This is a genomic window from Pseudomonas sp. SDO5591_S426 (genome assembly GCF_054070755.1).
Window position 1 is genome coordinate 23,583 of record NZ_JBSVXD010000042.1, and the last position, 12,564, is coordinate 36,146.

Annotated in this window: 13 protein-coding genes; 12 read left to right on the forward strand and 1 reads right to left on the reverse strand. The window is 59.7% G+C overall.

The features are described 5' to 3' along the window. Positions 1-173: 173 nt before the first annotated feature. The 10 genes from ACW9JC_RS11520 to ACW9JC_RS11565 all read left to right on the forward strand — a co-directional run bounded on the left by ACW9JC_RS11520 (position 174) and on the right by ACW9JC_RS11565 (position 10,144). Positions 174-1,421 carry an ABC transporter permease gene (locus ACW9JC_RS11520; RefSeq protein WP_056853527.1) on the forward strand — a complete coding sequence of 416 codons (1,248 nt, stop codon included), beginning with the start codon at positions 174-176 and terminating at the stop codon, positions 1,419-1,421. A gap of 11 nt (positions 1,422-1,432) precedes the next feature. Beyond that, positions 1,433-2,257, forward strand: a complete 825-nt coding sequence (locus ACW9JC_RS11525; protein WP_007910157.1) for an ABC transporter permease — start codon at positions 1,433-1,435, stop codon at positions 2,255-2,257. Positions 2,258-2,472: 215 nt separating this feature from the next. After that, positions 2,473-3,621: an iron-containing alcohol dehydrogenase gene (locus ACW9JC_RS11530; RefSeq protein WP_457455067.1), complete on the forward strand. Its 1,149-nt coding sequence runs from the start codon at positions 2,473-2,475 to the stop codon at positions 3,619-3,621. Between the two features lie 80 nt (positions 3,622-3,701). Next, entirely contained in the window at positions 3,702-4,376 is a 675-nt protein-coding gene (gene rpe / locus ACW9JC_RS11535; RefSeq protein ID WP_457455068.1) for a ribulose-phosphate 3-epimerase, read from the forward strand. Next, entirely contained in the window at positions 4,373-5,191 is an 819-nt protein-coding gene (locus ACW9JC_RS11540) for a phosphoglycolate phosphatase (protein WP_338583461.1), read from the forward strand. The genes rpe and ACW9JC_RS11540 overlap by 4 nt, the downstream gene beginning before the upstream one ends. Before the next feature lie 70 nt (positions 5,192-5,261). Next, complete coding sequence (trpE, locus tag ACW9JC_RS11545; RefSeq protein ID WP_338583460.1) at positions 5,262-6,743, forward strand: anthranilate synthase component I; 1,482 nt, start codon at positions 5,262-5,264, stop codon at positions 6,741-6,743. 114 nt (positions 6,744-6,857) lie between these two features. Next, on the forward strand, positions 6,858-7,451 hold the full coding sequence (locus ACW9JC_RS11550) for an aminodeoxychorismate/anthranilate synthase component II (protein WP_096514722.1): 594 nt from the start codon (positions 6,858-6,860) through the stop codon (positions 7,449-7,451). 9 nt (positions 7,452-7,460) lie between these two features. Further along, positions 7,461-8,510: an anthranilate phosphoribosyltransferase gene (gene trpD / locus ACW9JC_RS11555; RefSeq protein WP_416127535.1), complete on the forward strand. Its 1,050-nt coding sequence runs from the start codon at positions 7,461-7,463 to the stop codon at positions 8,508-8,510. Beyond that, positions 8,507-9,343 carry an indole-3-glycerol phosphate synthase TrpC gene (gene trpC, locus ACW9JC_RS11560; RefSeq protein WP_110662006.1) on the forward strand — a complete coding sequence of 279 codons (837 nt, stop codon included), beginning with the start codon at positions 8,507-8,509 and terminating at the stop codon, positions 9,341-9,343. The genes trpD and trpC overlap by 4 nt, the downstream gene beginning before the upstream one ends. A 99-nt stretch (positions 9,344-9,442) precedes the next feature. Further along, positions 9,443-10,144 carry a lipoate--protein ligase family protein gene (locus ACW9JC_RS11565; RefSeq protein ID WP_457455069.1) on the forward strand — a complete coding sequence of 234 codons (702 nt, stop codon included), beginning with the start codon at positions 9,443-9,445 and terminating at the stop codon, positions 10,142-10,144. A 10-nt stretch (positions 10,145-10,154) separates the two neighbouring features. Here ACW9JC_RS11565 and crp read toward each other — a convergent pair whose 3' ends face one another. After that, entirely contained in the window at positions 10,155-10,799 is a 645-nt protein-coding gene (gene crp, locus ACW9JC_RS11570; RefSeq protein ID WP_416127532.1) for a cAMP-activated global transcriptional regulator CRP, read from the reverse strand. Positions 10,800-11,029: 230 nt separating this feature from the next. Here crp and ACW9JC_RS11575 point away from each other — a divergent pair, with 230 nt between their 5' ends. Together ACW9JC_RS11575 and speD are read left to right on the forward strand one after the other, a co-directional pair. Continuing rightward, positions 11,030-11,452 (forward strand): OsmC family protein, encoded by a 423-nt coding sequence (locus tag ACW9JC_RS11575; RefSeq protein WP_008061600.1) that lies wholly within the window; start codon positions 11,030-11,032, stop codon positions 11,450-11,452. Positions 11,453-11,690: 238 nt separating this feature from the next. Next, a complete protein-coding gene (gene speD, locus ACW9JC_RS11580) occupies positions 11,691-12,485 on the forward strand; it encodes an adenosylmethionine decarboxylase (protein WP_338583453.1) in 795 nt (264 codons plus the stop codon). The last annotated feature ends 79 nt before the right edge of the window (positions 12,486-12,564 follow it).

The window sequence follows — 12,564 nt, forward strand, 5'->3', positions numbered from 1 at the left end:
CTGTAGGAGCTGCCGAAGGCTGCGATTTTTTGACTTTGCGTTTCCAGGATCAAGAGATCGCAGCCTCGTTGCACTCGACAGCTCCTACAGGGGGCGGCGAGTTTGATGTGTGTTGATGTAATGCGGCATCCCTCTGTGCGATGCCGCCCATCCAAAGATTTCCGGAGTACGCCATGGCTATCGCCGTTCCCGTGAACGCGGGCACTGACCCCACCTTGAAGCAGCGGCTCAAGCATGCCGAGCGGGTCAACCGCTGGAAGGCCCAGGCCCTGATCGCGCCGCTGGTGCTGTTTCTGTTGCTGGTGTTCCTGGTGCCGATCGTGGCGCTGCTCTACAAAAGCGTGGGCAACCCGGAAGTGGTCGGCGGCATGCCGCGCACCGTGTCCGCCATCGCCAGTTGGGACGGCCGAGGCCTGCCCGCTGAACCGGTTTACAAAGCGGCCGCCGAAGACCTCGCCGAAGCCCGCAAGAATCAAACCCTGGGCGATCTGTCCAAGCGCCTGAACATGGAACTGGCCGGCTACCGCAGCCTGCTGACCAAAACTGCCCGCGCCTTGCCGCTCGCCACTGAACCTGCCTCCTATAAAGAAGCGCTGGAAGGTCTCGATGAGCGCTGGGGCGACCCGGCCTACTGGCAAGCGGTACGCCGCAACACCAGCAGCATCACCCCGTATTACCTGCTGGCGGCTGTCGATCACCGTATCGACGACCTCGGCGAAATCGCCCCGGCCACTCCTGACCAGGCGATCTACCTCGACATCTTTGCCCGTACCTTCTGGATGGGCCTGATCATCACCGTGATCTGCCTGGTGCTGGCGTACCCACTGGCTTATCTGCTGGCGAACCTGCCGTCGCGCCAAAGCAACCTGCTGATGATCCTGGTGCTGCTGCCGTTCTGGACTTCGATCCTGGTGCGGGTCGCCGCGTGGATCGTGTTGCTGCAATCCGGTGGCCTGATCAACAGCGGCCTGATGGCCATGGGCATCATCGATAAGCCGATCGAGCTGGTGTTCAACCGTGTCGGCGTCTACATCTCGATGGTGCACATCCTGCTGCCGTTCATGATTCTGCCGATCTACAGCGTGATGAAAGGCATCTCGCCGACCTACATGCGTGCCGCGATTTCCCTCGGCTGCCATCCGTTCGCCAGTTTCTGGCGGGTGTACTTCCCGCAGACCTATGCCGGTGTCGGCGCCGGTTGCCTGTTGGTGTTCATCCTCGCCATCGGCTACTACATCACCCCGGCATTGCTGGGCAGCCCGAACGATCAGATGGTCAGTTACTTCGTCGCCTTCTACACCAACACCAGCATCAACTGGGGCATGGCGACCGCACTCGGCGGGCTGCTGCTCCTGGCGACCGTGGTGCTTTATCTGATTTACAGCTGGCTGGTGGGCGCGAGCCGCCTGCGCCTGAGCTAAGGGAGAACGAAATGCTGAGTCCTTACATGTCGCCCATCGAACGGGTGTGGTTCTACAGCTTGCGGATTCTCTGCGGCTTGATTCTGTTATTCCTGATCCTGCCGGTGCTGGTGATCATTCCGCTGTCGTTCAACTCCGGCAGTTTCCTGGTGTACCCGCTGCAAGGCTTCTCGTTGCAGTGGTACCACGATTTCTTCGCCTCGGCGGAGTGGATGCGCGCCCTGAAGAACAGCATCATCGTCGCCCCGGCAGCCACGGTGCTGGCGATGGTATTCGGTACGCTGGCGGCCATCGGCCTGACCCGTGGCGACTTTCCCGGCAAAGCGCTGGTGATGGCGCTGGTCATTTCGCCAATGGTGGTGCCGGTGGTGATCATCGGTGTGGCCAGCTATCTGTTCTTCGCACCACTGGGGTTGGGCAACAGCTTCTTCTCGCTGATCGTGGTGCATGCGGTGCTGGGTGTGCCGTTTGTGATCATTACCGTGTCGGCAACGTTGCAAGGCTTTAACCATAATCTGGTGCGCGCGGCTGCCAGCCTAGGTGCTTCGCCGCTGACGGCGTTCCGTCGGGTGACTTTGCCGCTGATTGCGCCGGGCGTGATTTCCGGTGCGTTGTTCGCCTTCGCTACCTCCTTCGATGAAGTGGTGGTGACGCTGTTCCTCGCCGGCCCCGAGCAAGCGACGCTGCCTCGGCAGATGTTCAGCGGCATCCGCGAAAACCTCAGCCCAACCATCGCCGCCGCCGCAACGCTGCTGATCGCCTTCTCGGTGATCCTGCTGCTGACCCTGGAATGGTTGCGTGGGCGTAGCGAGAAACTGCGTACCGCACAGGTTTAATGCGATCCACTGTAGGAGCTGCCGGAGGCTCGGGCCGCGATCGGACGATCTTTTGACTTTGATTTTAAAATCAAAAGATCGCAGCCTTCGGCAGCTCCTACAGTTGATTTGTGGCGTTTTTGGGGAGTCGGGTCATTCACGACCTGAATAGAAGACAACGCCAAAACCCCAGCTACTATTGTGCCCAGCTCCCACATCTATAAGAGGCTGCGCACATGAGTCTTTCCTCTTTCAAAATCGCTCACAAACTGATCACCGGCGCAGGGGCCATCGAGCAACTGTCCGCTGAGCTGACACGTCTGGACATCGACAACCCGCTGATTGTCACCGACGCCGCTTTGGTGAAGTCCGGCACGGTAGAGCTGGCGCTGGCGCAGCTGGGTGATCGAAGCTACGAGATCTTCGACCGAGTGCTGCCCGACCCGGAAATCGCCATCGTCGAAGACTGCATGCGGGTTTACCGCGAAGGCGGGCATGACGGCTTGATCGGGCTGGGCGGTGGCAGCGCCATCGACATCGCCAAGAGTGTCGCGGCATATGCCGGCTATCACGGCGCGCTGGAGGATTTGTTCGGTGTCGACCAGGTGCCGCGCAAAGGCCCGCCGCTGATCGCGATCCCGACCACCGCCGGCACCGGTTCGGAAGTGACCAACGTGGCGATCCTCTCCGACAAGGTCGCGCAACTGAAAAAGGGCATCGTCAGCGACTATCTGTTGCCGGACGTGGCGCTGGTCAGTCCGCAGATGACCCTGACCTGCCCGCGCGGTGTCACGGCCGCCAGCGGCGTCGATGCATTGGTGCATGCCATCGAATCCTATCTGTCGGTCAATGCTTCGCCGATTACCGATGCCCTGGCCATCGGCGCGATCAAGCTGATCGCCAAGGCATTGCCCAAGGCCTACGCCAATCCATCGAACCTGCAGGCACGGGAAGACATGGCCACCGCCAGCCTGATGGCCGGCATGGCGTTCGGTAATGCCGGGGTCGGCGCGGTACATGCCCTGGCGTATCCGCTGGGCGGGCGTTTCAACATCGCCCATGGCGTGAGCAACGCCTTGCTGCTGCCCTATGTCATGATCTGGAACAAGATGGCCTGCGTCGAACGCATGCAGGATATCGCCGAGGCCATGGGGGTGAAGACCGCTCATCTGAGTGCCAACGAAGCGGCCGACAAAGCCGTGGAGGCCATGACCGAGTTGTGTGCGGCCGTGGAAATCCCCAAGGGCCTGCGCAGTTTCGGGGTTCCCGAAGACGCCATCCCCGCCATGGCAGTGGAAGCGGCGGGCATTGAGCGCTTGATGCGCAACAATCCACGCAAATTGAGCGCGATTGATATCGAGAAGATCTACCGCGCAGCCTACTGATCATCGCGCTCACGGTGCGCGCGCCAAAGCATGAGGTATACAATGCGCGCCATCGTGATTTAGCTCAGAAAAGGTGCGTCATGCAGCCCTTCGTAATTGCTCCGTCGATTCTCTCCGCCGACTTCGCCCGCCTGGGTGAAGAAGTGGACAACGTCCTGGCCGCTGGCGCCGATTTCGTGCATTTCGATGTCATGGACAACCATTACGTGCCAAACCTGACCATCGGCCCGATGGTCTGCGCGGCCCTGCGCAAGTACGGCGTGACTGCGCCAATCGACGCGCACCTGATGGTCAGCCCGGTGGACCGCATCGTCGGCGACTTCATCGAAGCCGGCGCCACGTACATCACCTTCCACCCGGAAGCCACCCAGCACGTCGATCGTTCCCTGCAACTGATCCGTGAAGGCGGCTGCAAGTCGGGCCTGGTGTTCAACCCGGCGACCCCGCTGGACGTACTCAAGTACGTGATGGACAAGGTCGACATGATCCTGCTGATGAGCGTCAACCCAGGCTTCGGCGGGCAGAAGTTCATCCCCGGCACCCTCGACAAGCTGCGTGAAGCGCGGGCATTGATCGATGCTTCCGGTCGCGACATTCGTCTGGAAATCGACGGCGGTGTGAACGTGAACAACATTCGCGAAATCGCCGCGGCGGGCGCCGACACCTTTGTCGCCGGCTCGGCCATCTTCAATGCGCCGAACTATCAGGAAGTCATCCACAAGATGCGTTCCGAACTGGCGCTGGCTCGCCCATGAGCGGCTTTGAGCAGCTGTTCCCGGGAAGTCTGCCAAGGCTGGTGATGTTCGATCTGGATGGCACGCTGATCGATTCGGTCCCGGACCTTGCGGCGGCGGTGGATAACATGCTGCTCAAACTCGGTCGCGCACCGGCCGGCATCGAGTCGGTACGCGAGTGGGTCGGCAACGGCGCCCCGGTGCTGGTACGACGTGCGCTGGCCGGTGGTCTTGACCATTCGCAGGTCGATAACAGCGAGGCCGAACGGGCGCTGGAGATTTTCATGCAGGCTTACGGTGAAAGCCATGAGCTGACCGTGGTCTATCCCGGTGTGCGCGATACCCTGAAGTGGCTGCACAAGCAGGGTGTCGAGATGGCGCTGATCACCAACAAGCCGGAGCGCTTCGTCGCGCCGCTGCTGGATCAGATGAAAATCGGTCGTTACTTCCGCCTGATCATCGGCGGCGACACCCTGCCACAGAAAAAGCCTGACCCGGCGGCGCTGTTTTTCGTCATGAAAATGACCAACATTCCGGCCTCGCAGTCCTTGTTCGTCGGCGATTCGCGCAGCGATGTGCTGGCGGCGAAAGCGGCGGGGGTCAAGTGCGTGGCGTTGAGTTATGGCTATAACCATGGCCGACCGATCGCCGAAGAATCGCCGACACTGGTGATCGACGATCTGCGCAAGTTAATTCCCGGTTGCCTGGATCCGGCCGCTGAGATAACGTTGCCCGACGCTGTTCAATCCCCTCCTGGAAATCCCATCGTGGTGGTCACTCGCAAACTCTGGATGAAAGTCATCAAGGCCCTGGCCCGCTGGCGTTGGCGCGCCTGACTTTTACCTGGCCGGTTCCCCGGCGCGTTTGCATACCTGACTGTTAGACCCTCAAGCCACGAGGCACATCATGATCCGCGAAGAATTCCTGCGTTTGGCCGCTGCCGGCTACAACCGCATCCCGCTTGCCTGCGAAACCCTGGCCGACTTCGACACGCCGCTGTCGATCTACCTGAAACTGGCTGACGAACCCAATTCCTACTTGCTGGAGTCCGTACAGGGCGGCGAGAAGTGGGGCCGTTACTCGATCATCGGCCTGCCGTGCCGCACCGTGATGCGGGTTCATGACCATCACGTCAGCGTGACCGTCGATGGCGTCGAGACCGAAAGCCATGACGTGGAAGACCCGCTGGCCTTCGTCGAAGCCTTCAAGGCGCGCTACAACGTGCCGACCATCGCCGGCCTGCCGCGCTTCAATGGTGGTCTGGTGGGTTACTTCGGTTACGACTGCGTGCGTTATGTGGAGAAGCGTCTGGGCAAGTGCCCGAACCCGGATCCGCTGGGCGTGCCGGACATTCTGCTGATGGTTTCCGACGCGGTCGTCGTGTTCGACAACCTCGCTGGCAAGATGCACGCGATCGTCCTCGCCGACCCGGCGCAGGAAGACGCCTTCGAGCAAGGTCGCGCACGCCTGGAAGAGTTGCTGGAAAAACTCCGTCAGCCGATCACCCCGCGCCGTGGCCTGGACTTCAGCCAGCAGCAAGCGGCCGATCCGGTGTTCCGCTCCAGCTTCACCCAGGACGATTACGAAAAAGCCGTCGACACCATCAAGGAATACATCCTGGCCGGTGACTGCATGCAGGTCGTGCCGTCGCAACGCATGTCCATCGACTTCAAGGCTGCGCCGATCGATCTTTATCGCGCGCTGCGCTGCTTCAACCCGACGCCTTACATGTACTTCTTCAACTTCGGCGACTTCCACGTCGTCGGCAGTTCGCCGGAAGTGCTGGTGCGGGTCGAAGACAACCTGATCACCGTGCGCCCGATTGCCGGCACTCGCCCGCGTGGGGCCAACGAAGAAGCCGATCTGGCGCTGGAAAAAGACCTGCTGTCGGATGACAAGGAAATCGCCGAGCACTTGATGCTGATCGACCTTGGCCGTAACGACACCGGTCGTGTTTCGGAAATCGGTTCGGTGAAACTCACCGAGAAAATGGTCATCGAGCGTTATTCCAACGTGATGCACATCGTGTCCAACGTCACTGGCCAACTGAAGGCCGGGCTGACGGCGATGGATGCACTGCGGGCGATCCTGCCGGCGGGCACCTTGTCCGGCGCACCGAAGATTCGCGCGATGGAAATCATCGACGAATTGGAACCGGTGAAGCGTGGCGTCTACGGCGGCGCCGTCGGCTACTTCGCCTGGAACGGCAATATGGACACTGCCATCGCGATCCGCACGGCAGTGATCAAGAACGGCGAACTGCACGTGCAGGCCGGTGGTGGCATCGTCGCCGACTCGGTGCCGGCGCTGGAGTGGGAAGAAACCCTGAACAAGCGCCGCGCGATGTTCCGCGCCGTGGCGCTGGCTGAACAAACTCCGCAAGGCTGACCGATGAACGTTGCCCGTCTGCCGGCCGCCTTGAGTGATCAAGCGCTGGACGCGGCGGGCCACTCATTCGAACGCCGTATTAGTAGTCAGTGAATTCAAGAGGTTCTTAACGCCATGTTGCTGATGATCGATAACTACGACTCTTTTACCTACAACGTTGTGCAGTACCTCGGTGAGCTGGGCTCCCAGGTCAAGGTCGTGCGCAACGATGAACTTACCGTTGCCGAAATCGAAGCCCTCAACCCTGAGCGCATCGTCGTCTCGCCCGGCCCTTGCACCCCGACCGAAGCCGGCGTCTCGATTGACGTGATCAAACACTTTGCCGGCAAGTTGCCGATTCTCGGCGTGTGCCTGGGCCATCAGTCCATCGGCCAGGCCTTTGGTGGTGATGTGGTCCGCGCCCGTCAGGTCATGCACGGCAAGACCAGCCCGGTGTTCCACGAAGACAAAGGCGTCTTCGAAGGCCTGAACAACCCGCTGACGGTCACGCGCTATCATTCATTGATCGTCAAGCGCGAAACCTTGCCGGATTGCCTCGAGCTGACCGCATGGACCCAGCTCGAAGACGGCTCGGTCGACGAGATCATGGGCCTGCGTCACAAGACCCTGAACATCGAAGGCGTGCAGTTTCACCCTGAGTCGATCCTGACCGAGCAGGGCCACGAACTGTTTGCCAACTTCCTCAAACAAACCGGCGGCACGCGCTAAGGACTACTCATGAATATCAAGACAGCCCTGGGCCGTATCGTCGATCACCTCGACCTCAGCACCGATGAAATGCGCGATGTAATGCGCGAAATCATGACCGGGCAATGCTCGGACGCGCAGATCGGCGCGTTCATGATGGCCATGCGCATGAAGAGCGAAAGCATCGACGAGATCGTCGGCGCGGTGTCGGTGATGCGCGAGCTGGCGGACAAGGTCGAACTCAAGACTCTCGACGGCGTGGTCGATGTGGTGGGCACCGGCGGTGACGGTGCCAATATCTTCAACGTTTCGACTGCTTCCGCATTCGTCGTAGCGGCGGCCGGCTGCACCGTGGCCAAACATGGTAACCGTGCGGTCTCGGGCAAGAGTGGCAGTGCCGACTTGCTGGAAGCGGCCGGCATCTACTTGAACCTGACCCCGGTTCAAGTGGCGCGTTGCATCGATAACGTCGGCATAGGTTTCATGTTTGCCCAGACTCACCACAGTGCCATGAAGCACGCCGCCGGTCCGCGCAAGGATCTGGGCTTGCGCACACTGTTCAACATGCTCGGCCCGCTTACGAATCCGGCCGGTGTGAAACATCAGGTGGTGGGCGTATTCACTCAGGCCCTGTGCCGTCCACTGGCGGAAGTGCTGCAGCGTCTAGGCAGCAAGCACGTGCTGGTGGTGCATTCGAAAGATGGCCTGGACGAGTTCAGCCTCGCTGCGCCGACCTTTGTCGCAGAGCTGAAAAACGATCAGATCACCGAGTATTGGGTCGAGCCGGAAGACCTGGGCATGAAGAGCCAGAGCCTGCACGGCCTGGCGGTGGAAAGCCCGGCAGCCTCTCTGGAATTGATTCGCGATGCATTGGGCAAGCGCAAGACCGAAAACGGTCAGAAAGCCGCCGAGATGATCATGCTCAATGCCGGCGCGGCGCTGTACGCCGCTGACCATGCCAGCAGTTTGAAAGAGGGCGTGGCCCTGGCGCACGATGCGCTGCACACCGGTCTCGCTCGGGAGAAGCTCGAGGAACTGGGTGCATTTACCGCGGTATTCAAAGTGGAGAATGAGGGATGAGTGTACCGACGGTTCTGGAAAAGATTCTGGCGCGCAAGGTTGAAGAAGTTGCCGAGCGTAGCGCTCGCGTAAGCCTTGCCGAGCTGGAAAACCTGGCCAAGGCGGCCGATGCACCTCGTGGTTTCGCCAAGGCGTTGCTGGCTCAGGCCAAGCTGAAACAGCCGGCAGTCATCGCTGAAATCAAGAAAGCCTCGCCGAGCAAAGGCGTGATCCGCGAGAACTTCGTTCCCGCCGACATCGCCAGGAGCTACGAGAAGGGCGGTGCGACCTGCCTGTCGGTACTCACTGACATCGACTACTTCCAGGGCGCCGATGCGTACCTGCAACAGGCCCGCGCGGCGTGCCAGCTGCCGGTGATCCGCAAGGACTTCATGATCGATCCCTATCAGATCGTCGAAGCCCGGGCCCTCGGTGCTGACTGCGTGCTGTTGATCGTCTCCGCACTGGATGACGTGAAGATGGCCGAGCTGGCGGCGGTGGCCAAAAGCGTCAACCTCGATGTGCTGGTGGAAGTCCACGATGGCGACGAGTTGGAACGGGCCTTGAAAACCCTCGACACTCCGCTGGTTGGCGTGAACAACCGCAATCTGCACACCTTCGAAGTCAGTCTGGAAACCACCCTCGACCTGTTGCCGCGCATTCCTCGCGATCGACTGGTGATCACCGAGAGCGGCATCCTCAATCGCGCCGATGTCGAACTGATGGAAATCAGCGACGTCTACGCGTTCCTGGTCGGCGAAGCATTCATGCGCGCCGAAAGCCCGGGTACTGAGTTGCAGCGTCTGTTCTTCCCTGAGCGCGGCGTTCCCGTCAGCGGCTCGACCCTCGACTGACCCCTGCCATTGCAGGCAACCCGGTTCCCTGTGGGAGCGGGCTTGCCCGCGATGAGGCCCTCAAATTCCCTAAAGACTTCATATCTGCCGGAGTCGTCTATGTCGCTGCCAATCTCTATGACCATCGAAGCCGGCCTGCAAGCCGAACAGGATCTGCTGTCATCGATCTGTGCCGGCGACGCCGAGTTCGGCCTGTTGTTCTGGCAGCCGAATGACCAGGCATTAGTGATGCCGCGTCGCTTGAGTCGCCTGCCGGGCTTTGAATCCGCCTGTGAAGTCTCGGCTGCGGCGGGTTGGCCCGTATTGTTACGCGATACCGGCGGCGAACCGGTGCCCCAATCAGCCACAACCATCAACATCGCACTGGTTTACGCGCCGCCGCGCAGCGAAGGCGACCTGAATCGCATCGAATCCGGTTATCGGCGTCTGTGTGATCCGATCTGCCAGTTGCTTGATGAGCTCGGCGGTACTTCGTCATTGGGCGAAGTCGACGGAGCCTTCTGCGATGGCCGCTTCAACGTCAATCTCGACGGGCGCAAGATGGTCGGCACTGCCCAGCGCTGGCGCCAGAGCCAGGGCGGCTCGCGCCCGGTTGGGCTTGTGCACGGTGCAATGTTGATTGATGACGAACGTGAGTCGATGGTCGCGGCGGTCAATCGCTTCAACGAGGCTTGCGGGCTGGAGCAGCGAGTGCGTGCTGAAAGCCACATCGCCCTGCATGAGAAGTTCACGGCGCCACATGCGTTGGCGCGTCTGGATGAACTCTACCGGCTGATGCTGGCGCAAATGTTCAGCGGCTAGGTTTTCGAGCTTATCGCGTACCGAAAACCACCATGGTCTTGCCTTTGACGTTCACCAGGTTGCGTTCTTCCAGATCCTTGAGCACGCGACCGACCATCTCCCGCGAGCACCCGACAATCCGCCCGATTTCCTGACGGGTCACCTTGATCTGCATGCCATCGGGGTGGGTCATTGCGTCGGGTTGCTTGCACAGTTCCAGCAGGCAGCGCGCGACGCGACCGGTCACGTCAAAGAACGCCAGGTCACCGACCTTGCGGGTGGTGTTGCGCAGACGCTGTGCGATTTGTCCGCTGAGCACGTAAAGAATGTCTGGATCTTGCTGCGACAATTCACGGAATTTCGCGTAGCTGATCTCAGCGACTTCGCATTCGATCTTGGCCCGCACCCAGGCGCTGCGTTCCTGTTCCAGGCCTGCCTGCTCGAAAAGCCCCAACTCGCCAAAGAAGTCCCCGGCATTCAGGTAGGCGATGATCATTTCCCGACCGTCGTCATCTTCGATCAGGATCGTAACCGAGCCTTTGATGATGAAGAACAACGTTTCCGAGCGGTCGCCGGCACAAATGATATTGCTCTTGGCCTGATAGCGACGGCGCTGACAATGCATCAGCAACTTGTCGAGGTTCTTGATCTTGGGTGTGGGGGTAATAGCAACCATGGTTGTATCCCGAAAAGACTGCACGGTGTGTTTGGATTTTTTTATGAGTTTCGGAAGATGCGGCAACGCTGGCTATGCGCCAGCGAATTGGCGTCAGCTTACCAGACACTTCCTGCAATATTCGAGAAATTACCTACAAGGCGGATGGTTATGTCCTAGGAAGGCAAACGCTGTCAATCAAGGGGCCTGTGCTAAGCTGGCGACCCTTTTTATACAGTGGAGTCTTGGCGATGAAGGCACGCATCCAATGGGCTGGCGAAGCCATGTTCCTCGGCGAATCCGGCAGCGGTCATGTCGTGGTCATGGACGGTCCGCCCGATGCCGGCGGTCGTAACCTGGGTGTCCGTCCGATGGAAATGCTCCTGCTGGGTGTTGGCGGTTGCAGCAATTTCGACGTGGTCAGCATCCTCAAGAAGTCCCGTCAGGCGGTCGAGAGCTGCGAAGCCTTCCTCGAAGCCGAGCGCGCGACCGAAGATCCAAAGGTGTTCACCAAGATCCACATGCACTTCGTGGTCAAGGGCCGGGGCTTGAAAGAAGCCCAGGTCAAGCGCGCTATTGAGCTGTCCGCCGAGAAGTATTGCTCGGCCTCGATCATGCTGGGCGCGGCCGGTGTCGAGATTACCCACGACTACGAAATCATCGAACTCGGTTGAATCGACATTCAACTATCATAAAAGCAGTGCAGACTCTGGCGATCCCCAGCTGACGTCTGCATAATGCGCCACTTTTTTCAGGGTCGTGGCCCGTCAGCCGACAGGCCGCACACCCGAACAGACAACCAAAATCGCCATCGCGAAGAGGTGTTAACCGTCCTACGCAGGTGCGTCGTTCGCATCTGACGGGCATGCTTGATCACGCGGCCAGGCCGCAATACATAGAGAGTTTTTAACGGTGAAAAGCAAACTCAAGCTCCACGGGTTCAATAACCTGACAAAGACCTTGAGCTTCAACATCTATGACATCTGCTACGCGGAAACCCCGCAAGACCAACAGGCCTACGTCGAGTACATCAATAAAGAGTACAACGCCAAGCGCCTGACGCAGATCCTCACAGAAGTTGTCGATATCATTGGTGCCAACATCCTGAACATTGCCAGTCAGGACTATGAGCCACAGGGCGCCAGCGTCACGATTCTGATCTCGGAAGAGCCGGTGACCCCGACTGAAAGCCAGATCGAAGAATCCCCGGGCCCATTGCCCGAAATCATCCTGGCCCACCTCGACAAGAGCCACATCACGGTGCACACCTACCCGGAAATCCATCCGGACGACGGTATTGCGACCTTCCGTGTGGATATCGACGTGTCGACTTGCGGGGTCATTTCACCGCTTAAAGCGCTCAACTTCCTGATTCACCAGTTCGATTCGGACATCGTGACCGTGGATTACCGTGTGCGCGGCTTCACCCGTGACGTTGAAGGCAAGAAGCACTTCATCGACCACGAGATCAATTCGATCCAGAACTACCTCTCCGAAGACACCCGCGACGCGTACCAGATGACCGACGTGAACGTGTACCAGGAAAACCTGTTCCACACCAAAATGCTGCTGAAGAACTTCGAACTGGATAACTACCTGTTCGGCGACGCCACCAGCACCCTGTCGTCTGAGCAACGTGCCCAGGTGACCGATCGTGTGAAACACGAAATGCTCGAAATCTTCTACGCACGCAACATGCCGAACTAAGAATCTCGAGCACAAAAAAGGCGACCTCGGTCGCCTTTTTCATGTCCGCCGCAAATCTTTGTAGGAGCATGGCTTGCCC

Bases quoted from the DNA above. Each gene is read 5' to 3' on its own strand.
- ACW9JC_RS11525 (WP_007910157.1), top strand. From the start codon at position 1,433: ATGCTGAGTCCTTACATGTCGCCCATCGAACGGGTGTGGTTCTACAGC.
- ACW9JC_RS11575 (WP_008061600.1), top strand. From the start codon at position 11,030: ATGAAGGCACGCATCCAATGGGCTGGCGAAGCCATGTTCCTCGGCGAA.
- trpE (WP_338583460.1), top strand. From the start codon at position 5,262: ATGATCCGCGAAGAATTCCTGCGTTTGGCCGCTGCCGGCTACAACCGC.
- ACW9JC_RS11565 (WP_457455069.1), top strand. From the start codon at position 9,443: ATGTCGCTGCCAATCTCTATGACCATCGAAGCCGGCCTGCAAGCCGAA.
- crp (WP_416127532.1), bottom strand. From the start codon at position 10,799: ATGGTTGCTATTACCCCCACACCCAAGATCAAGAACCTCGACAAGTTG.
- trpD (WP_416127535.1), top strand. From the start codon at position 7,461: ATGAATATCAAGACAGCCCTGGGCCGTATCGTCGATCACCTCGACCTC.
- trpC (WP_110662006.1), top strand. From the start codon at position 8,507: ATGAGTGTACCGACGGTTCTGGAAAAGATTCTGGCGCGCAAGGTTGAA.
- ACW9JC_RS11550 (WP_096514722.1), top strand. From the start codon at position 6,858: ATGTTGCTGATGATCGATAACTACGACTCTTTTACCTACAACGTTGTG.
- ACW9JC_RS11540 (WP_338583461.1), top strand. From the start codon at position 4,373: ATGAGCGGCTTTGAGCAGCTGTTCCCGGGAAGTCTGCCAAGGCTGGTG.
- ACW9JC_RS11520 (WP_056853527.1), top strand. From the start codon at position 174: ATGGCTATCGCCGTTCCCGTGAACGCGGGCACTGACCCCACCTTGAAG.
- rpe (WP_457455068.1), top strand. From the start codon at position 3,702: ATGCAGCCCTTCGTAATTGCTCCGTCGATTCTCTCCGCCGACTTCGCC.
- ACW9JC_RS11530 (WP_457455067.1), top strand. From the start codon at position 2,473: ATGAGTCTTTCCTCTTTCAAAATCGCTCACAAACTGATCACCGGCGCA.